The organism is Nonomuraea sp. NEAU-A123, from assembly GCF_018603905.1.
Lineage (GTDB): Bacteria > Actinomycetota > Actinomycetes > Streptosporangiales > Streptosporangiaceae > Nonomuraea.
This window is the reverse complement of sequence record NZ_JAHFZZ010000007.1, coordinates 472656-496958: the sequence shown is the minus strand read 5'-3', so window position 1 is coordinate 496958 and position 24303 is coordinate 472656. Positions and strand designations below refer to the sequence as shown.

The window sequence follows — 24303 nt, the reverse complement described above, 5'->3', positions numbered from 1 at the left end:
ACGACGATTGGCGCCGGAGAACCGTGCCGTCACACGTCGTAATAGAGCTCGAACTCGTGCGGGTGCGGACGCAGCCGGATCGGGTCGACCTCGTTCTCGCGCTTGTAGGCCACCCACGTCTCGATCAGGTCGGGCGTGAAGACGCCGCCTTCGAGCAGGTAGTCGTGGTCGGCTTCCAGGGCGGTGAGGACCTCGGGGAGGGAGCCGGGCACCTGTGGCACCTGGCGGGCCTCCTCCGGGGGCAGCTCGTAGAGGTCCTTGTCGACGGGCTCCGGGGGCTCGATCTTGTTGCGGATGCCGTCGAGGCCGGCCATGAGCATGGCCGAGAAGGCGAAGTACGGGTTGCACGACGGGTCCGGCACGCGGAACTCGATGCGCTTGGCCTTCGGGTTGGACCCCGTGATCGGGATGCGGACGCAGGCCGAGCGGTTGCGCTGGGAGTAGACCAGGTTGACCGGGGCCTCGTAGCCGGGGACCAGGCGGTGGTAGGAGTTGACCGTCGGGTTCGTGAACGCCAGCAGCGACGGGGCGTGCCTGAGCAGGCCGCCGATGTAGTAGCGGGCCGTGTCGGACAGGCCCGCGTAGCCGACCTCGTCGTAGAAGAGGGGCGAGCCGTCCTTCCACAGCGACTGGTGGCAGTGCATGCCGGAGCCGTTGTCGCCGAAGATCGGCTTGGGCATGAACGTGACCGTGTGGCCGTACTCCAGGGCCGTGCTCTTGATGACGTACTTGTAGAGCATCAGGTTGTCGGCCGTCTTGAGCAGCGTGCCGAACCTGAAGTCGATCTCCGCCTGACCGGCCGTGCCGACCTCGTGGTGCTGCATCTCGACGTCGATGCCGGCCTCGATGAGGTTGCGCACCATTTCCGAGCGCAGGTCCGTGAAGTGGTCCATCGGCGGGACCGGGAAGTATCCGCCCTTGTACCGGGGCTTGTAGCCGAGGTTGCCGCCTTCGGTGGCCTTGCCGGTGTTCCAGGCGCCCTCGATGGAGTCGATGTAGTAGTAGCCGGCGTTCTGCTTCGTCTCGAAGCGGACGTCGTCGAAGATGTAGAACTCCGCCTCGGGACCGAAATAGACGGTGTCGGCGATGCCGGTGCCCTTGAGGTATTCCTCCGCCTTGCGAGCCACGTTGCGCGGGTCGCGGCTGTAGGCCTCGCCGGTCAGCGGGTCGTGGACGAAGAAGTTGATATTGAGCGTCTTGTGCTGGCGGAACGGGTCGATCACGGCGCTGGACGGGTCGGGCAGCAGCAGCATGTCCGACTCGTGGATGGCCTGGAACCCGCGGATCGACGAGCCGTCGAACATGAGGCCATCGGTGAAGACGCTGGCGCCGAAGTTCTCGACCGGGAAGGTGAAGTGGTGCGTCGTCCCCGGCAGGTCGGTGAACCTGACATCGACGAACTGCACCCCTTCGTCACTGATGAACTTCAGGACGTCGTCGGCGGAGTTGAACACTCTCGAACCTCCCTGGGGACATGGCTATCAGGCCGACGTTAAGTCGTGGCCGTTTCCGATCGGTGTCTCGGTTGTTTCGCACATGTTAAGCGGCTCATGTCGGATCCGAAGCGCGACACTCGTCCTTACGGTCTTCTTCCTCGTGCAGATCGTAGGGGTCAGACGGTGGGCCGCTCGCTCCCACCGCGTCCGGAGCCGAGTCCGCGTAGGAGGGATGGATGAAGGCGTCGTCCACGTCGCAGCGTGCGGGAGTACTGCTGGCGCCCCAGCTCTCCAGCCACAGGACGAGCTCGCCCGCCTCGCGGTAGACGAACACGCTGCCGGTGGGGTGAGCGACAAGGCGGACCGTCGTGGCGGGCTGTCCCGGGCGGTGCACGGCGTACACGACGAGGTGGTTCAGCTTCAGCAGCGCTCCGGTGCGGCCGTATTTCCTGGCCTTGGCCAGGGTGGTCCTGCCGCTGACCTTGATGACGTCGGTGGCGAGCTGGGCGGTCTTCGGGGCGAAGCTGATCACCCAGCCGCGGCTGTCGAAGTCGTCCTTGTCCGGCTTCTTGCGATCCAGGTTCTTCCGGTACCAGACGCGCTGCTCGCGATCGAGCAGCTTCATGAAGGCCGACGGCTTGCCGCCCATGAGCGCCTTGTGGTCGAGGTAGGCCGCGGCCATGAGGTCGCGGGTGCGGTCCAGAGCCTTCGCGACGTCCTTCTTCGACACGCCGCCGATCGCCTTCGCCTTCGGCATCACGAAGCCCGCCGCGCCCTCGGCGTACTTCTCGGCGGGGGAGCCCGCGAACGGATCCGCGGCGGTTTCCTCCCCCGGGGCCCCGGTCTGCGTGCCGGTCGCCGCCAGCGTCTCGGTCTGCGTGCCGGTCGGCTCCTGAGCTGCGGGCTCCGTTCCGGTCGCTGCCGACGTCGCGGTCTGTACGCCTGCCGGGGCGGCGATCACCGGTTGGGTCTCCTCGGGGATCGGGCCCGCCGGCTGTCCCGAAGGAGACAGCAGGTCGGGGCGGAAGGCGACGATCGCGCCCGCGGCGGCGATCACCGTGATCACCGCGGCGGTGGCCAGCAGCCCGCGCCTGGCTCGCCCCAGAGGCCGCATGGCCTTGTCCGAGCGTGGCGGCCGGCTCCCCCGGGTGGCCGCCGCGCGCATCCTGCGCTGTTCGTCCGCGTCGATCTGCGCGACGAGCTCGTTGAAGCGCGCGTCTAAGTCATCCCCGTTCGTCATGGCGAACATGATGGGGGAGAAAGGTGATCTTTGTGGCGCGGTTGGGTCACGATCCCGACCGGCACCCTTGCCGGATACCGTGGAGGGCATGAGCAGGAACGAACCGCGCTGGACCCAGACCTGGCTGGGGGGCGTCAGGGCGGCCGGGGTCGATCTCGGGTACCCGGGCGAACGCCTGGGCCTGCCCGAGCAGGGGAGCGGCGCGATCGCCGGGTGGGGGCGGCGCGTCGCCGCGCTGGTCATCGACTGGATGATCTGCACCTGGGTGGTCGTGCAGTTGGTGCTGAGGATGAACCCCGCGGAGTCGCCGTGGGCGGTCGCGGTCGTGTTCGCGGTGCAGTACGCGCTGCTCGTCGGGCTCATGGGGCAGACGTTCGGGCACCGGCTCGCGGGCATCAGGGTCGCCGCGCTGGACGGCGGCAACCCGCGGCTGCTGCCCGTGCTCATACGCACGCTGCTGCTCAGCCTGGCCGTGCCCGCGCTCATCTGGGATCGCGACCACAGGGGAGTCCACGACCGCGCCTCCAACACGATGGTCGTTCGTATGTGAGCCTCATTGACAACGTTGTCGGCTCGGGATCTGCTGTTGACAACGTTGTCAGGAGGGCGACATGCGGAGAGCACATATTGCGGTCGTGGCGGCCGTGGCCTCACTGGGATTCGCCGGGTTATCCGGGGTGGCGGTGGCCGATCCGCCTCCGTCACCGCTGCCGTCGGACGCGCCGTCGGCGGCACCCACGCAGCCGACGCCCATCGAGGAGGTGACGCCGTCCCCGAACGCGAGACGCGGGGCCGTACGCACCGCTCCGCCGGGGGCGCTCTTCTTCTCCTCCCTCGAAACCGGCGACCCGCAGCCCGCCTGGCTCAACACGGTGGACGAGGGCAGGAAGGCCGAGGGGATCACCGGCAGCACCACGGGCGGCATCCCGGGCAACATCACCGACGAGGTCGTCGACATCGCGGCCAGCGGCGAGAACACCGCCTCGGGCGAGGTGAAGGAGAACCTGCTCGACGGCGATGTCAACACCAAGTGGCTGGCGTTCACCAGCACGGGCTGGGTGTCGGTGAAGCTGTCCAAGCCCATCGCGGTCACCCGGTACGCCATGGCTTCGGCCAACGACGCGGCCCAGCGCGACCCGCGTGACTGGGCCCTCGAGGGGTCGGCGGACGGGCAGACCTGGACGGCCGTGGACACGCGGGCCGGAGAGGTGTTCGACGCCCGGCTCAAGACCCGTGAGTTCGACGTGGCGAACCCGGCCTCCTACCTCTACTACCGGCTCAACATCACGCGGATCGGCTCGGGCACGATCGTCCAGCTCGCCGAACTCCAGCTCTCGGACGGCGACACCGCCCCCAAACCGCCCTCCGACATGCGCAGCCTGATCGGCCCCGGCCCCGGCAGCGGCTACACCGCCAAGCCCCGCGCCGGCTACACGGGCCTCAAGGCGCTGCGTTATTCCGGCAGTACGACCACCAGCGGTGGCGGCCACTCGGCCAACAAGGTGTTCGAGACGGACATCGAGGTCACGGCCGACACCGAACTGTCGTACGTGCTGTTCCCCGAGTTCACCGGCGCCTCGCTGAGCTACCCCAGCACGTACGCGAGCGTGGACCTGGCCTTCGCCGACGGCACCTACTTAAGCGAGCTGAAGGCCAAGGACCAGCACGGCATCACGCTGACGCCACGGGCGCAGGGCGAGTCCAAGACCCTCTACGCCGACCAGTGGAACTTCCAGCGCTCCCGCATCGGCGACCTGGCCAAGGGCAAGCGGATCAAGCGCATCCTGGTCGCGTTCGACGCGCCGGCCGGGCCGCTGCCGTTCAAGGGCTGGGTCGATGACATCACGCTGGTCAACGCCGAGCCGCAGCGGGTCGAGAGCCTGGCCGACCATGTGGTGACGACGCGCGGCACCCAGTCGACCGGCGGCTTCTCGCGGGGCAACAACTTCCCGGCCACGGCCGTGCCGCACGGGTTCAACTTCTGGACGCCGATGACGGGCTCCGGGTCGAACTCGTGGCTGTACGAGTACCACCGCAACGGCAACGCCGACAACATCCCGACCATCCAGGCGTTCGCCGCCAGCCACGAGCCGAGCCCCTGGATGGGCGACCGGCAGTCCTTCCAGGTCATGCCGTCGCTGCTGGCCACACCGAACCCCGACCGGGTCGCCAGGGCCACCGCGTTCCTGCACTCGGGCGAGACCGCCAAGCCGTACTACTACGGGGTCGACCTGCTCAACGGCATCCGTACGGAGATCGCGCCCGCGGACCACGCGGCGGTGTTCCGCTTCACCTTCCCCGGCGACAGCGGCAGCCTGATCTTCGACAACTACAACAACAACGGCGGGCTGACCATCGACCAGGGCGTCGTCACCGGCTTCACCGACACGCGGAGCGGCTTGTCGGCGGGCGCCACCCGGATGTACGTCTACGCGGTCTTCGACCAGCAGCCCACCGCCGGTGGCAAGCTGACCGGGGCGGGCCGCGACAACGTGACGGGCTATGTCGCCTTCTCCGCCAAGCAGGTCACGATGCGCATCGCCACCTCGTTCCTCGGCGTGGAGCAGGCCAAGCGCAACCTTGAGCTGGAGAACGGCACGTTCGACGAGGTCAAGGCACGGGCCCAGCGCGCCTGGGAGGATAAGCTGGGCACCGTCGAGGTCGAGGGCGCCACACCCGACCAGCTCACCACCCTCTACTCGAACCTGTACCGGCTGTTCCTCTATCCGAACTCGGGCTTCGAGAACACCGGCACGGCCGCCACCCCCGCCTACAAGTACGCCAGCCCGGTCTCGGCCAGGACCGGACCCGACACCCCCACCCAGACCGGGGCCAAGATCGTGGACGGCAAGATCTACGTCAACAACGGCTTCTGGGACACCTATCGGACCACCTGGCCCGCCTACTCGCTGCTGGCGCCCGAGGCGGGCGAGCTGATCGACGGGTTCGTCCAGCAGTACCGAGACGGCGGCTGGATCGCCCGGTGGTCCTCGCCCGGCTACGCCGACCTCATGGTCGGCACCAGCTCGGACGTGGCCTTCGCCGACGCCTACAGCAAGGGCGTGCGTGGCTTCGACGCCAAGTCGGCGTACGCGGCGGCGGTGAAGAACGCCACCGTCGTGCCGACGAACCCGGCCGTCGGCCGCAAGGGACTGCAGACCTCGATCTTCCGTGGGTATACGGCGCTCAACGAGGTAGGCGAGGGCCTGTCCTGGGCCATGGACGGATATATCAACGACTTCGGCATCTCGACCATGGCCGCGTCCCTGGCGAAGACCGCCACCGGCCCGGAGAAGGCCAGGTACCTGGAGGAGTCCGAATATTTCCGTAACAGGGCCCTGAACTACGTCAACATGTTCGACCCGGAGGTGGGCTTCTTCCAGGGCCGCGACTCCACCGGCAAGTGGCGGCACACCAAGGCCGACTACGACCCCCGCGTCTGGGGCTACGACTACACCGAGACCAACGGCTGGAACATGGCCTTCCACGCACCCCAGGACGGCACCGGACTCGCCGCCCTCTACGGTGGGCGCGCGGGCCTGGCCAAGAAGCTCGACGCGTTCTTCGCCGACCAGGAGACGGCCACCTTCCCCGGCTCGTACGGCGGCGTGATCCACGAGATGCGCGAGGCCAGGGACGTCCGCATGGGCCAGTACGGCCACAGCAACCAGCCCTCGCACCACATCATCTACATGTACGACCACGCGGGGCAGCCGTGGAAGGCGCAGGCCAAGGTCAGGGAGGCGCTGTCGCGGCTGTACCTGGGCAGCGAGATCGGCCAGGGCTATCCGGGCGACGAGGACAACGGCGAGATGTCCGCCTGGTACGTCTTCAGCGCCCTCGGCTTCTACCCGCTGCAGGCCGGCAGCCAGGACTACGCGATCGGCTCGCCGCTGTTCACCAAGGCCACCGTGCACCTGCCCGGCGGCAAGGACCTGGTGATCAAGGCTCCGGCCAACAGCGCCGAGAATGTCTACGTCCAGGGCCTCAAGGTGAACGGCAAGGCGTGGAAGTCCACCGCGCTGCCGCACGACGTGCTGGCCCGCGGGGCCGTACTGGACTTCGCGATGGGGTCCAAGCCCTCCACGTGGGGCGAGCCGCCCGAGTCGATCACGCCTGACGGCGAGACGCCCCGGCCGATGCGCGACATCCCGGTCACCGGAGGCCCGGCGGCGCTGTCGGACGACACCTCGATGACCGAAGCCACCATTTCCGGAAATATCACCCTCCAGGCGGGGACGCGGGAGAAGGTGGACTTCTATACCCTCACCTCGGCGGCCGCCGGTGCCCTGTCGTGGCAGCTCGAAGGCTCCTACGACGGCACGACCTGGACGGTCATCGACCAACGCGAGGGTCAGGCGTTCGACCAGGCGAAGCAGACCCGGCCCTTCAAGGTCGCCCGTCCCGGCCGGTACGCCCAGTACCGCCTCACCACCTCCGGCACGCTGGCCGAGCTGGAGCTGCTGGCAGCACCGGATCCGACCTGCACGCAGACCGTCAGCGGCACGCACAGCGGCCCGCTCACGGTCGGCTCCGGCGTGACCTGCCTGGCGGCGGGCGCGAACGTGACGGGCCCGGTCGTCGTACGCCAAGGCGCGTCGCTGATCGCGCGGGCCGCCACGATCGGCGGGCCGGTCACGGCGGTGGGCGCGGCCCGGCTGGTCCTGGTGGACACCTCCGTGGGCGGACCGCTCACGGCGACCTCGGTGAAGGAGCTGGCGTTGGAGAAGTCGGTGGTCGGCGGGCCGGTCACGCTGATCGGCGACAGCGGGCCGCTGATCGCCGCCACTACGGTCAAGGGGCCGCTGACCTGCGCGGGCAACTCCCCGGCGCCGACCGGGAACGGCCTGCCCAACACGGTCTCCGGACCGTCGGTGGGGCAGTGCAAGGGTCTCTAGCCGAGCCATAAAACCGTACCGGGTTAGATTTTCAACCCGGTACGGTTTATGCTGTCCTCATGATGGCGGGGCTCAGGGAGAAGAAGAAGGAGCAGACGCGGCGGCGGATCGCCGAGGTGGCGCTGCGGATGTTCGCCGAGCGCGGCTACGAGGCCGTGACGGTCAACGAGATCGCCGAGGCGGCCGAGGTGGCGAAGGTCACGCTGTTCGCCTATTTCCCGACCAAGGAGTGCCTGGTCCTCGACGTGGTCAAGGACGACACGGCGAAGATCGTCACCGAGCGGAGGCCGGGGCAGACGCCGCTCGGGGCGCTGCGCGAGCACTACCGGGCGCTCGCCGCCGAGGGGGCGGGGGAGGTCGACGTCGACGGCCTGCTCACCCGGATCCGGGTGATCTCGGCCAGCCCGGCGCTGATGGCCGGGCTGCACCAGACGCAGGCGGGGCAGCGCTACGAGCTGGCCGCCGCGCTGGCGGGCGCGCGGGGCGCGCCGGATGGGGTCTGCGAGCTGCTGGACCAGCTCATGGCCGCGCAGATCACCGCCGTGATCACGACGCTGCAGGAGGGGTTCTTCCAGCGGCTCGTCGCGGGGACGCCCATCGCGGAGGCGGGCCGCCGGCTGGCGGGCGACGTCGAGCTCGCCTTCGACCTCCTCGAGCACGGCTTTACTGGGAAATAAGGGGATATTTCGTGAAAAAAGGTATCAACTATGACACCGGGTTCCTGCCGGGGGAGAGCCTGTCCCGCGCGGCGTTCGACGCCGAGATGGTCGGGCGCGAGATGCGGGTGATAGCCGATGAGCTGCACTGCGCGGCCGTACGCGTCTCCGGCGGCGACCCGGAGCGGCTCAGCGTGGCGGCCGAGCAGGCCGCCGCGGCCGGGCTGGAGGTCTGGTTCGCGCCCTTCCCCGTCGACCTGCCGACGGAACGGATACTCCCCCTCTACGCCGACTGCGCCGAACGAGCCGAGGCCGTACGGCGCGGCGGCGCCGAGGTGGTGCTGGTCACCGGCTGCGAGACCAGCGCCTTCTGCGAAGGGTTCATGCCCGGCGCCGACTACGACGAGCGCATGCGGGCGATGATGTCGGCCGACATGGAGTGGTGGCAGTCACTGGGCACGATCATGGGCCGCTTCAACGGCTTCCTCGGGGAGGTCGCCGAGACGGTCAGGCCGCTGTTCGGCGGCCGGATCACCTATGCCTCCGCGCCATGGGAGTTCGTCGACTGGACGCCGTTCGACCTGGTCGGTGTGGACGCCTACCGTGCCGCGTACAACGCCGAAAGCTTTGTGGAGGAGCTGCGCGGCCACTTCAAGCACGGTAAGCCCGTCGTGGTGACTGAGTTCGGCACTTGTGCCTACAAGGGGGCGGGGGACCGTGGGGGCATGGCGTGGGTCGTGCCGGACGGCTCGGAGCGCGACGAGGGCGAGCAGGTCCGCTACCTGAACGAGCTGCTCGACGTCTTCGAACAGGAAGGCGTCGACACGGCCCTGTGGTTCACCTTCGCCTCCTACAACCGGCCCGGCGACGCCGACCTCGGCGCGTACGGTGTGGTCAGGATGCTCGACGAGACCCGCTGGGAGCCCAAGGCGGCCTTCCACGCGATGGCATCCAGGTACGGGCGCGACTGACCCCGGCCGACCGGGCGCGCGGCCGGTCAGGCGCGTGCGCAGCTGAAGATGGCGGTGCCCGGTATGTGCTTGCCGCGTAGCGGGCTCCAGCCGCCCCACACCCGGTCATGGCCCGCCGGCCACTCGGGCTCCAGCAGCCCCGTCACGGTCAGCCCCGAGGCGACGATCAGGCCGACCCAGTCGCCCATCGTCCGATGGTGCTCGACGTAGGTCGGCGTACCGGACTCGTCCATCTCGACATAGGGCGAACGGTCGAAGTAGGACCGGTCGGACGTCAGCCCGCGCGGCCCCGGATCGTCGGGGAACGCCCACCGGATCGGATGGCTGACCGAGAACACGAACCGGCCGCCCGGCCTGAGCACCCTGCCCACCTCCCGGAACACGGCCAGCGGATCGGCCACGAACGGCAGCGCCCCGAACGCCGAGCACGCCAGATCGAACGACCCACCGGCGAACGGGAGCACCTCGGCGTCGGCCTGCACCACAGGGACGTGCACGCCGGTCTCGAGGTCGATCCGCTGCGAGTGGCGCAACTGCCGGTGCGACAGGTCGAACGCGGCCACCTCGGCACCCTGACCGACCAGCCACCGCCCGCACTGTGCCGCGCCGCAGCCCATCTCCAGCACCCGCCGCCCGCGCACCTCGCCCAGCAGGCGCGCCTCGGCCTCGTCGACGCCCTCGGGGCACCAGACGAAGCCGGAGTCACGCAGGAACTCGCCGTGTTCGACCTGGTAGTCGTCGGCGTTGCCGTCCCACCAGCCACGGTTGGCCCGCGACGAGTCCGACAGCATCGGCGCACTCCTCACCGGCACTAGCGCATCTTGGGGCCGCGCGGCACGCGGGCGCCCTTGGGCATCGGGCCCTTGGGCATCGGCATGTTCTTGGGGAGCGAGCGCAGGCGGTCCTTGACCTCGTTGACCGCGGGCTTCTTCAGGTTGCGCGGCAGCTTCATGATGTGGCGCTGGAGCTTGCCCAGCGGGACCTGTCCCTCGCCGTCGCCGCACTGGATGTCGTAGATCTCGACGCCCAGCACCACCCGCGCGACGCGCTTCTTCTCGGCCGCGAGCATCTTGGCCACCCGGTTGCCGGGCCCCTCGGACACCAGCACGACGCCCGGGAACCCGATCACGAGGTGGATCAGGTCCTGGTCACGGTTGACCGCGATGGCCGGGGTGACCTGCCAGTTGCCCCGCATCCCCTGCAGCACCGCGGCGGCGGCGCCGGTCTGGCCGTGCAGAATCGAATACTGGGCCTTCTGCGCCAGCTGCCCGAACACCACGAGGCCGACGGTGAGCGCGGCGAGCACGCCGAGGAACACCGAATACCACAGATAGTCCGTGACCAGCCCGATCACGACGACCACAGCCAGCGTGCCGACCGCCGAAAGGAAGACGATCGGCAACCCCTTGGGGTTGGCCTGCTTGATGATCTGCGCGATCATGCGGAACTGCTTGATGCGTCCCGGCTTCTCTGGATCCTCGGACTTTGCCATGCTTCGAAGAATACAAACCAACCGACCGGGATACGAAAACGCCCATGGTCAATCGGGCAGTTTTCTTTTACGGCAGAGCACGGTGGGCCCCAGTCGCCGTCCGGGGCCGGGCTCTGTCCAGGGGGACGCTCCTCCGGTGATGCGGGGCCGGGCGCCGTGACGAGACGGTGAGACCCCGGCCTACGTGAGCGTGCGGACGTGTTCTCCCAGGTGCGGGGGCTGAATGGTGATCGTTTGCCCGGGGTCTGCCCGCACCGCGTCGAAGATCGCCAGCCTGATGTCAGGGCCCCGCGTTGGTCACCGCCACCGTGACCGAAGCGTCATCGGCCGTTATCGAATCGTAGGACGAGCGGTCGGAGTCGTAGGCGGTCATGACGCACGGCGCGATACGAAGAAGACCGCCTCCTGACGGAGACGGTCTTGAACGTGGCGCGGGAGCTTCAGGCGCTCTGGCGGGCCTCGATGGCCTGCTGGTAGAGCCGGCCGGCGCGGTAGGAGGAGCGGACGAGCGGGCCCGACAGCACGCCCGCGAAGCCGATCGCCTCGGCCTCCGCCTGGAGCTCGACGAACTCCTCCGGCTTGACCCAGCGCTCCACCGGGTGGTGGCGGGGCGTCGGGCGCAGGTATTGGGTGATCGTCAGCAGGTCGGTGCCGGCGGCGTGCAGGTCGCGCATCGCCTCCACGACCTCCTCGCGCGTCTCGCCCATGCCCAGGATCAGGTTGGACTTGGTGACCAGCCCGGCCTCGCGGGCCATCGTGATCACACCCAGCGAGCGGTCGTAGCGGAACGCGGGCCGGATGCGCTTGAAGATCCGCGGCACGGTCTCGACATTGTGCGCGAACACCTCAGGCTTGGCCGAGAACACCTCTTCAAGCTGCTCGCGGTTGCCGTTGAAGTCGGGCACCAGCAGCTCGACCCCGCAGCCGGGCAGCAGCGCGTGGATCTGCCGCGCGGTCTCGGCGTAGAGCCAGGCGCCGCCGTCGGGCAGGTCGTCGCGGGCCACACCGGTCACCGTGGCGTAGCGCAGGCCCATCTGCTCGACCGACTCGGCCACGCGGCGCGGCTCGTCCCGGTCGTACTCCTTGGGCTTGCCGGTGTCGATCTGGCAGAAGTCGCAGCGGCGCGTGCACTGGTCGCCGCCGATGAGGAACGTCGCCTCGCGGTCTTCCCAGCACTCGTAGATATTGGGGCAGCCCGCCTCTTCGCAGACCGTGTGCAGGCCCTCCCGGCGCACGAGCGATTTCAGCTCGGTGTATTCGGGGCCCGTCCTCAGCTTGGTCTTGATCCACGGGGGCTTGCGCTCGATAGGGGTCTCGGCGTTGCGCACCTCCAGGCGGAGGAGCTTTCGGCCTTCAGGAGCAACGGTCACCGCCCCAGCTTACGTCGCGCCGCACCCTGCCCCACTCCCAGGGCGGCTTGTCGGGCGGGCGCCTCGGATGAGGCTCAGATGATGAGGCCGAGGCTGCGGATCGCGCGGGTGTAGTGGCGGAGCAGTTCGTCGTCGATCCGGTCCGACTCGGCCGAGCCGAGCAGCTCGGAGCCGGGCTCGGCGATGAGGACGCCGTCGGGGGCCAGCGGCGCGGGGAAGCCCCCGGGGGTCAGCGGTGCGGGGGACAGCGCGACCTGCCTGATCGACGCCACGCTCTCGCCGCGCAGCGCGGCCGCCTGCATCGGGGCGACGTAGCTGCCGCTCGCCAGCAGCCCGTCGATCTCGGCCAGTTCCGCGGCCGTGAGGACCCGCAGGGCCCTGGCCCGCCGCTGTTCGCGCCTGCGGGCATCGCCGGAGCGGGCCAGCCGTCTCAGGCAGTACTCGGTGAGCAGCACCGGGCCGCCGAGCACCCGTCCGATGATCCGGCCCAGGAAGCCGGCCGCCTCGTAGCCGGTGCTCACGGTGTCCAGCGCGCCGAGCGATGAGGCGATCTGCGTCTGGGCCTCCTCGCGCACCCGCAGCGGTGCCGCTCCGAGGAGGGCCTCCCGCCATTCGCCCAGCGTCGAGAGCGCGCCGTTCACGATGAGTTCGTCGCCGGTCGGCAGCTCCGCGTACGCACCGGCCAGCAGCGCGACCCGCTGCCTCGGCGACAGGGCCAGCCACGAGGGCAGCCCGATGACCAGCACGGGCGTCCTGAGCAGGCCGTTGCGCGCGTAGCCGGCGCCCAGGACCAGATCCCTGACCGCCACCTTCTTGGGACGCCCGACGCCGATCCGGTCGGCCACCCGGTCCGCCACGCCGTACAACTGCCTGGCCGAGGCGGGATCGAGGACCTCGGCGTCGGCGGGCAGGCGGCCGAGGCGCGGCCGCAGCATCCAGCCGAGGGCGATCAGCAGGCCGCCGATCGCCCACGCCGCGGCGAACTGGGCGTTGACCACGATCGTCCACCCGCCCAGCACGACGAACGCCAGCGTCAGCGTGTGCACGATGAGAGCCAGGACCAGAGCCGCGAGTCGCTTCACAACCTGATCGTAAGCAGGCAAATGCCAGATTTCACCGTGATGCGCGCACTGCTTCGGTTGCCGGCCGGCTAGCTGTGTCCGGTCATGCGCATGAGGTCTTCTTCGTGCAGGTCGTACGGCTCCAGACCCAGCGCCTCGGCCAGCCGTTTCTCGGCGATCGGCAGGACCTCCTCGACCACGATCCGCCTGCCCGTCTCGGCGGACAGGGAGGAGACGCCCACGTCCGGGATGCCGCATGGAACGATCCGGCTGAACCATCGCGGATCGTTGGCGCAGTTGAGCGCGAAGCCGTGCATCGTGACGCCGCGCGAGACGCGGATGGCGACCGCGCCGAGCTGACGGTCGGGCAGGCCGAGGCTGGGATCGCCCGCGGCCCAGACCCCGGCCCACCCCGGCACCCGCCTGGCCGTGACGCCGAAGTCGGCGCAGATCTGGATCATCGTGTCTTCGAGGCGGCAGATGTAGCGGGTCACGTCGCCGATCTCGATGATCGGGTAGGCGACGAGCTGGCCGGGGCCGTGCCAGGTGATGCGGCCCCCGCGGTCGACGTCGATCACGGGGGTGCCATCAGAGGGACGTTCGTGCGGAGCGGTGCGCTTGCCGGCTGTGTAGACGGGCGCGTGCTCCAGGAGCAGGACCGTGTCGGTCAGCTCACGGGCGACTCGTTTGCCGTGCACCCAGCGTTGCAGCTGCCAAGCCTGCTCGTAGGGGACGTCGACACCGAGGCGGACGATGGCCAATGCGTGGGGGTCGACCCCGTGCTTGGGGCGCATGTGTCCATTGTGCCGTTCCCTCACGCATCAAGGGTAATTCAGGAGGTCAGCAGCCGGGGCTCGATCCGGAACTCCTTTGCCCCATCGGCCCCGTCATGCTCGATCCTGTAGGCATATCCGGCCGGATCGGTGGTTACGGCCTGGATGAACTCGGTGCCCACGTAGTGCAGCGCCACGCCCTCGTCGGCGGCGTAGCCCTCGGGCAACTCCCCGCTGGCCACCGACTGGTGCAGCAGCGGCCGGCGTTGCGGCTCGGAGTTGTAGTGGACGCCGCACGAGTAGGGCAGGAAGGCCAGGCCGTCGGCCCACACGTTCAGCTCGGGGCCGAAGGAGTCGGTGTTGCCGCCGACGTGCCAGCACAGCGCGCCCGCGCTCTGCCCGGACAGCACCACACCGGAGCGCCACGCTTCCTCGAACGCCTCGTCGAACCCGTGCAACCGCCAGAGAACCGCCAGGTTGGCCACGCTGCCACCGCTGACATAGATCATGTCCTGCTCGAGCATCCACGCCCGAGGATCCTTGACATTGGGCATCGGGAACACGGTCAGATGGCTCAGCTCAACATCCCACCCGGCGAAGGCGCCGTACATCTTCAGCAGCCAGTCGGCGCTGTCCCCCGTCGCGGTGGCGACCAGCCCCAGTTTCGGCCGGTCCTCGCCGGTCAGGTCGAGGCCGTAGCGCAGCAGCGGGCTCGCCTCCAGAAAGCCGTGACGCTCGGTCGGGCGGAACGATCCACCGCCGATGGCAAGAATGTGTGACTGGCCGGAGCTGGTCATGTTGATGTCTCCCACGTGGTAAAGGACGAACGGCACTTTAGATTATGGCGCTGAACGCCGCGTCGAGGTGGCTATGGGTGAATCTGTAGCCGGTATCGGACAGTTTCCCAGGCAGAATCCGGTGGCTGGGCAACAGCCCTTCCCGCGCGAACTCGCCGAGGCCGATGCCCAGCGCGAAGGCCGGGACGGGCATCGGCACAGTGCCCTTGCGCAGGGCTTTCCCGAGCGTGGTGGTGAACTCGGCATTGGTGACGGGATTCGGCGCAGTCAGATTAACCGCCCCCACCAAATCCCGATTTTTCAGGATATGCAGTACGGCCTGCACCCAATCATCCTCGGATATCCACGACCAGTACTGCTTCCCACTCCCCAGGGGCGCGCCGAGCCCCATCTTGAAAATGGGCAGCATCCGCCCGAGCGCCCCACCCCGCCGGCTCAACACGAGTCCGGTACGCACCTGCGCGGTCCTGACCCCGACCTCCCCGGCGGCTCTGGCCTCACCTTCCCAGAGCTCGCACAGGTCGGCCAGAAACCCGGTGCCCTTCCCCTGAGACTCATCGATGACCCGATCCCCGGTATCTCCGTAGAAGTCCACCCCGGAGGCCGACACGAGCACCTCGGGGGGCCGCGAGAGCTGCCGTAGCGCGTTGACGAGCACGCGAGTCCCGTCGACCCGGCTCCGTACGAGCTCGCGCTTGTACGCCTCACTCCAGCGCCGGTCGGCGATGGGCGCTCCGGCCAGATGGACGACCCCCTCGGCCCCTTCGAGCACCGAAAGATCGATCACATCCTCCCGAGGCTCCCAGTAGGCCTCCTCATCACCCTCCGGAGGGCGTCGCACCATCCTGACAACCCGCTGCCCCTGACCCCGAAGCGCCTCGACCAACAGCCCGCCGAGCAGCCCCGACGCCCCCGTAACGATGATCGTCATACCCCCCACACTACGCCGGGGCCTCTCCGCGACTCACCCGCTGCCCGTCCGGAGTGTCGACCGTCTGACATCCACCCCCACGTAAAGAAGTTGACCGCCGTATCACCGAAAGGATCTGGGGAGATTTCGGCGGCCCGATAATTCACCTTTCGGAGGTCTTGACGGACGATTGCCCCGCTGCTTGACTCCGTTGTGATCAAGAGCCCGCCGCGTTCGGAAAGGGGTGATGGGGCGCTCGCTCCTATTTCTTCAGGGTTAGTTCGGTGGCCAAGCTCTGTCTCGGAACGAGGCGGAGTGCGGTGTAGCTGACCAGCGTATATAACGCTCTGGAATCATGCCTGCATGTCGCCAAGAACGCATTTCAGGCATTCCCAGGTCGCATTCTATGAAATGCGAAATTCACCGTTCTTCATTCTCAGAAGTGAGGGTTTCATGCGTATTTTCAAGGAACTCGGTGACCGTATGGTCGCCGCGCTCGTCCCGAACGTCAAGGCCGCCGCCGGTTGCCCGCCGGACTGCTTCCAGCAGTGGAAGGGCTCGGGTACGTGCTACGTGCGTACCTGCTGCTACAACGGCGCCTGCGTGCTCAACTGCGGCTCTTGGAGCAAGTGCTAGCCGTTCGCGGACTCTGCGGGCCGGGTCTCACCTCAGTGAGCCCGGCCTGCTCAGCCTCTCGGGTGGCATGCTCGTGATCTATCTCCCAGCTCGCCATCGTGATCGCCGCAGTCGGGGCGGGGCTGATCGGTCCGATGGTGTTCATCTTGTTCGACGACATCGGTGACCTGTTCGTGATGAGGAGATCGTGATGGTTTTCGCTCTGTGGGCGGCAGTGTTGGTCCTCAGCCTGTTGTCCGTGCTCAATCTGGTGCTGATGCTCGGCGTCATCCGCAGGCTGCGCGATCACACGCAGCGCCTCGACGGCCTGTACGAGCGGACCGGCAACCCGGCGACCGGGCTGGAGGCCGGTGAGGTGGCGGCCGAGTTCGAGACCACGACCAACGACGGCGAGACGCTGTCGGCCGCCTCTCTGGGGGAGCGGACCCTCATCGGCTTCTTCTCTCCCTCGTGCGCGCCGTGCAAGGATCTCGCGCCCAAGTTCGCCGCGCTGGCCGCCGGGCATGACGGGGCGATCGCCGTGATCGCGGGGTTCCCCGATGAGATGGGCGACATGCTCGACCTGCTCTCCCCGGTCGCCAAGATCGTCAATGGTGAGGTGGACGGCGGGCCGCTCGCCAAGGCGTTCGGGGTGGAGGCCTTCCCCCGGGTGTTCCTGGTCGACGAGACCCGCACGGTGCTGGCCGCCGGTCACACGCTCGACGCGCTGGACGGTGTCCTCAGCCCCGCCCGTGGCTGATCGCTCCTGGCCGCGCGCGCTGGTCGCGGTCGCGGAGCTGGCCTGGCGCAGCTCGCCGGCGATGGTGGTGGTCTACGCGGCCGCCACTCTCGCTCAGGCGGTCCTTCCCGTGGCCACCACCTGGCTCACCAAGGCGCTGCTCGACGCGCTGACCACGCGACAAGGGTCGGTGCTCGGCGCCGCGCTCGGGCTGGCCGCGTGCGGGCTGGCCGCCGGGCTGCTGCCGGGCATCTCCACCTACGCCAACTCCGCGCTGGGCAGGACGGTCGGGCTGCGCGCGACCGACCGGCTGTTCGCGGCGACCGAGAGGTTCGTCGGGCTGCGGTATTTCGAGGACCCCGACTTCCTCGACCGGCTGCGCCTCGGGCAGCAGGCCACGCTCACCTGCCACGGGCTGCTCGGCTCGGCGTTCGAGAGCGCGCGGTCGACGCTGACGCTCGCCGGGTTCGTGGGCGCGCTGACCGTGATCAACCCTTGGATGACGGCGATCGTGCTGGTCACGCTCGTGCCGACGCTCGCCGTACAACTGCGGCTGGCCAGGCAGCGGACGGCGATGATGTGGCAGACCAGCCCCGCGCAGCGCCGCGAGTTCTTCTACAGCCAACTGCTGACCAGCGAAGAGGCCGCCAAGGAGATCAGGCTCTTCGGCGTCGGCGCGTTCCTGCGCGGGCGCATGGTAGGCGAGCGCGGCCGGGTCAACGTCGCGCAGCGCCGCATGGACCTGCGGCAGCTCACCATGAACGGCGCGCTGGAGCTGCTCACCGCGCTCATCGCGGGTGGCGGCCTGGTGTGGGCCGGCCTGGCCGCGCGCGACGGCGCGCTCAGCGTCGGTGACGTGGTGATGTTCGCGGGCGCGGTCGCCGGCGCGCAACTGGGACTGAACACGCTGGTGCAGACGATCGCGCAGATCGCGCAGAACCTGCAGCTGTTCCGCCACTACCTCGACGTCACCGAGACGGCCCCCGACCTGCCCGTGCCGGTCAAGACCGCGCCGCTGCCCGCGCTGACGCGCGGCATCGAGCTGCGTGACGTCTGGTTCCGCTACAGCGACGACCATCCGTGGATCCTGCGCGGCCTCACCCTCTCCATCCCGTACGGCGAAGCCGTCGCGCTCGTCGGCCTCAACGGCGCGGGCAAGAGCACGCTGGTCAAGCTGCTCTGCCGCTTCTACGACCCGACCAAGGGCGCGATCCTCTGGGACGGAGTGGACATCCGCGACGTCGACCCCGCCGAGCTGCGCGCCAGGGTGAGCGCCGTGTTCCAGGACCATATGTCCTACGACCTGTCGGCGGCCGAGAACGTCGGCCTCGGCGACCTGCGGCGCATCGAGGACCGGCCGGCCGTCGAGCGGGCGGCGCGGCAGGCGGGCGTCCACGACCTGCTGGCGTCGCTGCCGCAGGGCTACGAGACGCTGCTGACCCGCGTGTTCTTCGGCGTCTCCGAGGAGGAGGACGACGACGCGCGGGCCGCGGGCGTGGTGCTGTCGGGCGGGCAGTGGCAGCGGGTGGCGATCGCCAGGGCGCTGATGCGTGACCAGCCGGAGCTGATGATCCTCGACGAGCCGAGCTCGGGACTGGATCCGGAGGCCGAGTACGACATCCACGCCAGGACGCGGGCGAGCAGGGCGGGCCGTACGAGTCTGCTGATCTCCCACCGGCTCAACACGGTCAGGGACGCCGACCTCATCGTGGTGCTGGAGGAGGGCGGGATCGTCGAGCAGGGACGGCATGACGAGCTGATGGGGCAGCAGAGCGTGTATGCCAGACTTTTCACCCTGCAGTCCACGGGCTATGTCACGGAGAGCGCCGAATGAGAGTCGCGGTCGGTATCGGGGTGGCGGTGCTGCTCGTCGGCGGCGCGCTGATGTGGCTGCGCAGGCGGCTCATGGTGGTCACGGTCGTGGGTCTCAGCATGGAGCCCACGCTGCGCGCGGGCGAGCGGCTGCTGGCCAGGCGCGGCACCGCGGCGACCGGCGACATCGTGGTGCTCCGCAACCCCAAGGGCGACCCGCCACTGCTGGTCAAGCGGCTGGTCGCGGCCGCGGGCGAGGAACTGCCCGCGACGCTCGGCGGCGGGGTCGTGCCGGAGGGCAGGGTCGCCGTGCTGGGCGACAACGCCCGGCACAGCCTGGATTCCCGGCACTTCGGGCTGCTTCCCGTGGAGGACGTGATGGGGATCGCCCTCCGGCGGATCGGCGGATCGGCGGGGGCGCTCAGCTGAGGTGAGCCGGGCCTGACACTGCCCGGCGGTCGCCGGTGAATCAAGGCCGTATCAGCGTCGTGTGCGAGCCATCTCAGTTGCGGCCGGATGAGGGCGTGGCACGGGTGGGCGGCTTCGACGTCACGCGGCGGTCGGGGGAGGTGCGGGAGCGTCGCGTCCGGCACCCCGTCCGAGCTCAAGGCGATGGTGGGCGGCCAGAGCCTCGACGTACGACCGGGGCTCGTCTCCCCACACCGCGCCGACGAGTCCTTCCGCCGAGCCGGGCCGGCCGCCGGCGAGGACGAGCCGGGCCAGCAGCCTGCGCAGCCGCACACCGGCGATCTCGACGAGCCCGTCGTCGTCGTCGCGTAACTCCAGCTCACCAAGGAGCGCGATCCGCACGCCGTCAGCGTCTCACGAAGCCCGGATTTCGGGCCGCCCCTGAGGGCTGGGACGGTCACGCGTCCACGAGAGGATCCGCGCCGCCAGGTCGGCGACGTCCTCGGGCCCGCTGTGGAACAGCGTCGGGATCAGCGCACGGCCCGCCGCGGCGTCCGCCATCGCCTCCTCGACCCACTCTCGCGGCGAGCCGCGATCCCGCAGCCGGTCCTGCCGCACCTCATCGGGGCAGTCCAGCAGGGCCCAATGGGCCGGATCGCGCCACCGTCCCACCGGCGGGAGCTCCTCGGGGTCGGGGATCGGACACAGCAGCAGCACCGGATGCCCTGCCCGCCGCACCATGGTCACGATGCGCGTCCACATCCGGTCGTACGCGGGCCACACGGGCGCGGCGTCCGGCTCCGCGATGGGCACCCCGAGCAGCGCGCCGTCCTCGAGCAACTCATCCGAGTCCATCACGACCAGCCCGCCCGAAGCCCGCAGCAGGTACGGCAGCAAGGTCGTCTTTCCGGCGCCGGGAGCGCCCGCGAGCAGATACAGCGGCGCATGCCCATCGAGGGGTTGATCTTCCACCAACGTGATCATAAGCGGTCGCGCTCTACGCGCAAGTGGGGCCGGCACGGTAGGAGTCGCGCAGGCGGTGTTCCGCGTCGGCGCTCACGCCGAGCTGGTCCAGGCCCAGCAACGCGGCGCCCACGGCCGGAGGCACCTCCACCACCCGGGTCGTCGCTTTGGGTGCTTCCCGCGCAAAACCGGTGTTGATGCGGTCGAGCAGGTACTGATCGCCACCTGTGAGCACGCCGCCCCCCAGCACGATGTCCACCGGAACGTGCAGCAGATCCAACCGGCGCAGCGCCGCCGACGCGAGCAGGACCACCTCCCTGGCCAGCCGGTCGACCACCTCTCTGGCCACGGTGTCGCCGGCCCCCGCGATCGCCAGCAGCAGCGGATTGAGCTCCTGGAGCCGGGCGCGGCGAACCTCCCCGAAGTGGAGCCGCTCGACGAGGTCGGCCACCGAGGACACGGCGAAGTGATCGGTCACCGCCGCCCGCAACGCGGTGTCGGGGCCGCGACCGTCTTCGGCCCGCACCGCCCGCCACAACGTCTCGTCGCCCAGGAACGAACCGCCGCCCCAGTCGCCGGACAACCGGCCGATCGCGGGGAACCGCAAGGTCCTGCCGTCCGGCGCCACACCGACGCAGTTGATGCCTGCCCCGCAGACCACGGCGACCCCATGCCCAGGGGTGCCGGCGCGCAGCAGCGCGAAGATGTCGTTGTCGACGGTGATCCCCTCGGACCAGCCCAGCTCGGCCAACTCCCGCGTCAGCGTCTCCTGCTCCCGGCGGAAGTCGACTCCGGCGAGGTAGGCCGCGGTGTGCCGGGCGTACGGGGCGCGAGCCGCCGGATCGACCTGCCGCGCCGCCTGCCGGACCAGCGTGTCGAGGGTGGCGGCACTGGCGGCGACGCCTACGTTCTGCGCCGACGCCCCAGGACCGCGCACCCGCGACAGCACCGTGCCGTCGGCCGCGACGAGGAGGACGTCCGTCTTCGAGTTGCCGCCGTCGATCGCCAGCACTCCGTCGATCACGCCGCCGCCCAGGGCAGAAAGTCGCGGTTGACGGCGACCAGCCGGTCGGCCAGGGTTGCCGCCTGGTCGATCTGGCCGATGAGCGGGTGCGCCATCAGCGCGTCGAACACCCGGTCGCGGCCGCCGTGCAGCGCCGCCTCCAGGGCAAGGTTCTCGTACGCGGTGACGTGGGCGACCAGGCCCGCGATGGCCGGCGGCAGCGGGGCCACCGGCAGGGGGACCGGGCCGGCGCCGGTGATCCGGGCGGGCACCTCGACCACGGCGTCGCTGGGCAGGAACGGCAGGGTGGAGCCGTTGCGGACGTTCACCACCTGCACATCTCCCTTGTCGCCCAGCAGGGACGCCACCAGGCGCACCGCCGCCTCCGAGTAGTAGGCGCCACCCCGTTGCTCCAGCAACGCCGGTTTGGCGACCAGGCTCGGATCGCGGTACAGCTGAAGCAGACGGTGCTCGATCTCGGCCACGGTCTCGGCTCGTGACGGGCCCTGCTGGCCGGCCACGATCGCGTCGTGCCGGTAGTAGTACTTCAGGTAGTACGACGGCACGGCGCCGAGCCGGCGCATCACGTCGGCGGGGAGCCCGACGTGGTCGGCGAGCTCGTCGGCATGGTCGGACAGCAGCCGGGGGAGCACATCCACGCCGTCGACGCGCACGGCACGTACCCAGGTCAGATGGTTGAGCCCGGCGTGTTCCAGCGTGATCGTCTCCGGAGCGACGCCCAGTTTCCCCGCCACCCAGCGCTCGAAGGTGATGGCGACGTTGCAGAGTCCCACCGCACGGTGACCCGCGTTGAGCAGCGCGCGGGTGACGATGCCGACCGGGTTGGTGAAGTCGACGATCCAGGTCTTCTCGCCGGCGACCCGCCGCACCCGCGCGGCGATGTCGAGGACCACCGGCACCGTGCGCAGCGCCTTGGCCAGGCCCCCCGCACCCGTGGTCTCCTGACCGACGCACCCGCATTCCAGCGGTACGGTCTCGTCCGTCACGCGGGCGGCCTGGCCGCCGACGCGTAGCTGGAGCAGTACGGCGGCGGCCCCATCGGCGCCGGCCTCGAGATCGGCGGTGAGGCGCACCTTGGCCGGATGACCCGCGTGATCGAGCAGGCGGCGCGCGAACCCGCCCACCACCTCGAGCCGCTCGGTGTCCGGGTCGACCAGCGCGATCTCCTCGATGTCGAGAGCGGCGTACTGATGGGCGATCCCGCTGACCAGTTCCGGGGTGTAGGTGGAGCCGCCTCCGACGATGGTGAGTTTCAACCCTTGACTCCTGTGAAGGTAATGCCTCGGACGAAGGACTTCTGAGCGAGGACGAAGAGGAGGATGACCGGCAGCATGACCACGACCGTCGCGGCCATGGTGAGGTTCCACTGCACCTGGTGCGCGCCCCGGAACGAGGCCAGGGCCAGCGACAGGGTCCACTCGTCCGGGTTCTCCCCGGCGTACAGCAGTGGCCCGAAATAGTCGTTCCAGGTGTACATGAAGCAGAACAGGGAGATCGCGGCGATGCCGGGCCTGGTCATCGGGAGCAGCACCCGCAGCAGTGTCCGCAGGTCGCCACAGCCGTCCACGCGGGCGGCGTCGAGGTAGGACTGCGGGACCGTGAGGAAGAACTGCCGCAGCAGGAAGATGCTGAACGCGTCGAGCAGGAAGTACGGCAGGATCAGCGGCCACAGGGTGCCGGTGAGGTGGAGCCGGGCCCACAGGATGTAGAGCGGGACCGACAGGACCTGCGGCGGGATCATCATGGCGGCGATCACCACCAGGAACACCGTCTGGCGGCCCCGCCAGCGCATCCGGGCCAGGGCATAGGCGGCCGGGACGCTGGACAGCAGCATGCCGGCTGTGGCGAGCAGCGAGTACATCATGCTGTTGCCCAGATACTTCAGCAGTGGCGCGGTGCGGAACACCTCGGCGAAGTTCGCCGGATGCCAGGACCGCGGCCACAGGTCGGCCGTCAACGCCTGCCGGTCCGACATGAACGCGGTCAGCGCGACGAAGACCAGAGGCAGGACGAACATCAGCCCGATGGCCAGCGCGATGCTGTGCACGGCGATCCAGCGCATGAGGCCGCGCCGGTTCGACCGGCGGCGCGCCGGTCCGCGCCGGGGCGTCGAGCCGGGGGCGAGGTCGGTTGCGGTGGTGAGAGTGGCCATCACGCCATCTCCTCGGCATGGGAAGCACGGCGTAGACGGTGCACGAAGAACACGGTGAACACCGTCGAGACCACGAACAGGGCGATGGACATGGCTGATGCGTAGCCCATGTTGTAGTAGTGGAACCCCTGCTGGTACAGCCAGACGGGGAAGGTCAGCGTCGAGTTGTCGGGGTAGCCGATGACCCGCCGGCTGCCGGCGATGTCGGCCGACCCGGAGGCCACCGAGGCCGCGACCACCGCCTGGGTGAAGTACTGCAGCCCGAGGATGATGGAGTTGATCACTCCGAAGACCAGCACCGGCGCGATCGCCGGAAGCGTGATGTGCCAGAACCGCCGCACCGAGCCCGCGCCGTCCAGGGACGCCGCTTCGTACAGCTCACCGGGCACGTCCAGCATCCCCGCCATGATGATGATGATCAACTCGCCCGACGCCCACAGGGTGAGCAGGGTCAGCGCGGGTTTGGCCCACGCGGGGTCGCTGAACCACAGCGGCCCGGAGACGCCGAACCAGCTCAGCACCGTGTTCACCGGCCCGGTGCCGGGATTGAAGAGGAAGGTGAAGGCCAGGGTGGCCGCCACCGGCGGAGCCAGCGCGGGCAGGTAGATCAGCGTCCGGAACAACCCCGCGCCGTTCCTGACGCGGACCAGCACGGCCGCGACCCCGGTGGCGAAGACCAGGCGCAGCACGGTGATGACGACGACCAGCCACACGGTGTTGTAGGCGGCCTTGCGGGCCAGCGGATCGCCCCAGAGGAGGAAGACGTAGTTGCGCAGCCCGACCCACACCGGAGTGTTGAGCAGGTCGTAGCGGGTGAAGGAGTAGTAGACCAGCGCGAGGAGCGGGTAGACGACGAACAGCGCCAATCCGGCCAGCGCCGGTGCCATGAAAGCCAGCGGCCGTATCCAGTGTCCCGGCCGCGGCCGGATCCACCTGGTGAAGCTGGATCCGGCCACGTGCGTGGTGTGCGGTGCGGCGGTCATCGG

At 69.3% G+C, this 24303-nt stretch carries 23 protein-coding genes; 8 read left to right on the top strand and 15 right to left on the bottom strand.

What is annotated here, in order from left to right; translation table 11 throughout:
- Positions 1-29: 29 nt before the first annotated feature.
- Both glnA and KLK06_RS24500 read right to left on the bottom strand, forming a co-directional pair.
- Positions 30-1454 (bottom strand): type I glutamate--ammonia ligase, encoded by a 1425-nt coding sequence (gene glnA, locus KLK06_RS24505; RefSeq protein WP_214637898.1) that lies wholly within the window; start codon positions 1452-1454, stop codon positions 30-32.
- A 94-nt stretch (positions 1455-1548) separates the two neighbouring features.
- Complete coding sequence (locus KLK06_RS24500; RefSeq protein ID WP_214637897.1) at positions 1549-2676, bottom strand: hypothetical protein; 1128 nt, start codon at positions 2674-2676, stop codon at positions 1549-1551.
- Positions 2677-2764: 88 nt separating this feature from the next.
- On the opposite strand from KLK06_RS24500, the gene KLK06_RS24495 reads away from it, so the two are divergent.
- The 4 genes from KLK06_RS24495 (at position 2765) to KLK06_RS24480 (ending at position 9201) form a co-directional block, all read left to right on the top strand.
- Positions 2765-3226 (top strand): RDD family protein, encoded by a 462-nt coding sequence (locus KLK06_RS24495; RefSeq protein WP_214637896.1) that lies wholly within the window; start codon positions 2765-2767, stop codon positions 3224-3226.
- Between the two features lie 61 nt (positions 3227-3287).
- On the top strand, positions 3288-7574 hold the full coding sequence (locus KLK06_RS24490; RefSeq protein ID WP_214637895.1) for a GH92 family glycosyl hydrolase: 4287 nt from the start codon (positions 3288-3290) through the stop codon (positions 7572-7574).
- A 59-nt stretch (positions 7575-7633) separates the two neighbouring features.
- The gene (locus KLK06_RS24485) at positions 7634-8251 is read left to right on the top strand and encodes a TetR/AcrR family transcriptional regulator (protein WP_250905896.1); all 618 of its coding nucleotides are present in this window, start codon (positions 7634-7636) and stop codon (positions 8249-8251) included.
- Positions 8252-8262: 11 nt separating this feature from the next.
- The gene (locus KLK06_RS24480; RefSeq protein ID WP_214637894.1) at positions 8263-9201 is read left to right on the top strand and encodes a hypothetical protein; all 939 of its coding nucleotides are present in this window, start codon (positions 8263-8265) and stop codon (positions 9199-9201) included.
- A 26-nt stretch (positions 9202-9227) separates the two neighbouring features.
- Here KLK06_RS24480 and KLK06_RS24475 read toward each other — a convergent pair whose 3' ends face one another.
- The 7 genes from KLK06_RS24475 to KLK06_RS24445 form a co-directional block, all read right to left on the bottom strand.
- On the bottom strand, positions 9228-9992 hold the full coding sequence (locus KLK06_RS24475; RefSeq protein WP_214637893.1) for a class I SAM-dependent methyltransferase: 765 nt from the start codon (positions 9990-9992) through the stop codon (positions 9228-9230).
- A 20-nt stretch (positions 9993-10012) separates the two neighbouring features.
- Positions 10013-10693: a DUF4191 domain-containing protein gene (locus tag KLK06_RS24470; RefSeq protein ID WP_214637892.1), complete on the bottom strand. Its 681-nt coding sequence runs from the start codon at positions 10691-10693 to the stop codon at positions 10013-10015.
- Between the two features lie 440 nt (positions 10694-11133).
- Positions 11134-12063 carry a lipoyl synthase gene (gene lipA / locus KLK06_RS24465; RefSeq protein WP_214637891.1) on the bottom strand — a complete coding sequence of 310 codons (930 nt, stop codon included), beginning with the start codon at positions 12061-12063 and terminating at the stop codon, positions 11134-11136.
- Between the two features lie 74 nt (positions 12064-12137).
- Positions 12138-13145 carry a hypothetical protein gene (locus KLK06_RS24460; RefSeq protein WP_214637890.1) on the bottom strand — a complete coding sequence of 336 codons (1008 nt, stop codon included), beginning with the start codon at positions 13143-13145 and terminating at the stop codon, positions 12138-12140.
- 68 nt (positions 13146-13213) lie between these two features.
- Positions 13214-13918: a lipoyl(octanoyl) transferase LipB gene (gene lipB / locus KLK06_RS24455; RefSeq protein ID WP_214637889.1), complete on the bottom strand. Its 705-nt coding sequence runs from the start codon at positions 13916-13918 to the stop codon at positions 13214-13216.
- A 38-nt stretch (positions 13919-13956) separates the two neighbouring features.
- On the bottom strand, positions 13957-14694 hold the full coding sequence (locus KLK06_RS24450) for a peptidase E (RefSeq protein WP_214637888.1): 738 nt from the start codon (positions 14692-14694) through the stop codon (positions 13957-13959).
- Between the two features lie 37 nt (positions 14695-14731).
- Positions 14732-15625, bottom strand: coding sequence for a TIGR01777 family oxidoreductase (locus KLK06_RS24445; protein WP_214637887.1), 894 nt, complete (start codon positions 15623-15625; stop codon positions 14732-14734).
- 432 nt (positions 15626-16057) lie between these two features.
- Between KLK06_RS24445 and KLK06_RS24440 the strand changes: the two genes are divergently transcribed.
- From KLK06_RS24440 to KLK06_RS24430, 4 genes are all read left to right on the top strand, one after another.
- Positions 16058-16240 carry a hypothetical protein gene (locus KLK06_RS24440; RefSeq protein WP_214637886.1) on the top strand — a complete coding sequence of 61 codons (183 nt, stop codon included), beginning with the start codon at positions 16058-16060 and terminating at the stop codon, positions 16238-16240.
- A gap of 190 nt (positions 16241-16430) precedes the next feature.
- Positions 16431-16979, top strand: coding sequence for a thioredoxin domain-containing protein (locus KLK06_RS60075; RefSeq protein WP_250905895.1), 549 nt, complete (start codon positions 16431-16433; stop codon positions 16977-16979).
- Complete coding sequence (locus KLK06_RS24435; RefSeq protein ID WP_308168420.1) at positions 16972-18792, top strand: ABC transporter ATP-binding protein; 1821 nt, start codon at positions 16972-16974, stop codon at positions 18790-18792. Before KLK06_RS60075 ends, KLK06_RS24435 begins: the two co-directional genes overlap by 8 nt.
- Positions 18789-19199 carry a S26 family signal peptidase gene (locus KLK06_RS24430; RefSeq protein ID WP_214637884.1) on the top strand — a complete coding sequence of 137 codons (411 nt, stop codon included), beginning with the start codon at positions 18789-18791 and terminating at the stop codon, positions 19197-19199. The genes KLK06_RS24435 and KLK06_RS24430 overlap by 4 nt, the downstream gene beginning before the upstream one ends.
- A 120-nt stretch (positions 19200-19319) precedes the next feature.
- Here KLK06_RS24430 and KLK06_RS24425 read toward each other — a convergent pair whose 3' ends face one another.
- Genes KLK06_RS24425 through KLK06_RS24400 form a run of 6 tightly spaced genes read right to left on the bottom strand, consistent with a single transcriptional unit; the run spans position 19320 to position 24300 of the window.
- The gene (locus KLK06_RS24425) at positions 19320-19580 is read right to left on the bottom strand and encodes a hypothetical protein (protein WP_214637883.1); all 261 of its coding nucleotides are present in this window, start codon (positions 19578-19580) and stop codon (positions 19320-19322) included.
- Positions 19581-19592: 12 nt separating this feature from the next.
- Positions 19593-20150 carry an AAA family ATPase gene (locus KLK06_RS24420; RefSeq protein ID WP_214637882.1) on the bottom strand — a complete coding sequence of 186 codons (558 nt, stop codon included), beginning with the start codon at positions 20148-20150 and terminating at the stop codon, positions 19593-19595.
- 25 nt (positions 20151-20175) lie between these two features.
- Positions 20176-21165 (bottom strand): BadF/BadG/BcrA/BcrD ATPase family protein, encoded by a 990-nt coding sequence (locus KLK06_RS24415; protein ID WP_308168419.1) that lies wholly within the window; start codon positions 21163-21165, stop codon positions 20176-20178.
- Positions 21162-22421 (bottom strand): 6-phospho-beta-glucosidase, encoded by a 1260-nt coding sequence (locus KLK06_RS24410; protein WP_214637881.1) that lies wholly within the window; start codon positions 22419-22421, stop codon positions 21162-21164. The genes KLK06_RS24415 and KLK06_RS24410 overlap by 4 nt, the downstream gene beginning before the upstream one ends.
- Positions 22418-23317 (bottom strand): carbohydrate ABC transporter permease, encoded by a 900-nt coding sequence (locus KLK06_RS24405; protein ID WP_214638069.1) that lies wholly within the window; start codon positions 23315-23317, stop codon positions 22418-22420. The genes KLK06_RS24410 and KLK06_RS24405 overlap by 4 nt, the downstream gene beginning before the upstream one ends.
- Positions 23317-24300 (bottom strand): carbohydrate ABC transporter permease, encoded by a 984-nt coding sequence (locus tag KLK06_RS24400; RefSeq protein WP_214637880.1) that lies wholly within the window; start codon positions 24298-24300, stop codon positions 23317-23319. Before KLK06_RS24400 ends, KLK06_RS24405 begins: the two co-directional genes overlap by 1 nt.
- Positions 24301-24303 lie beyond the last annotated feature (3 nt).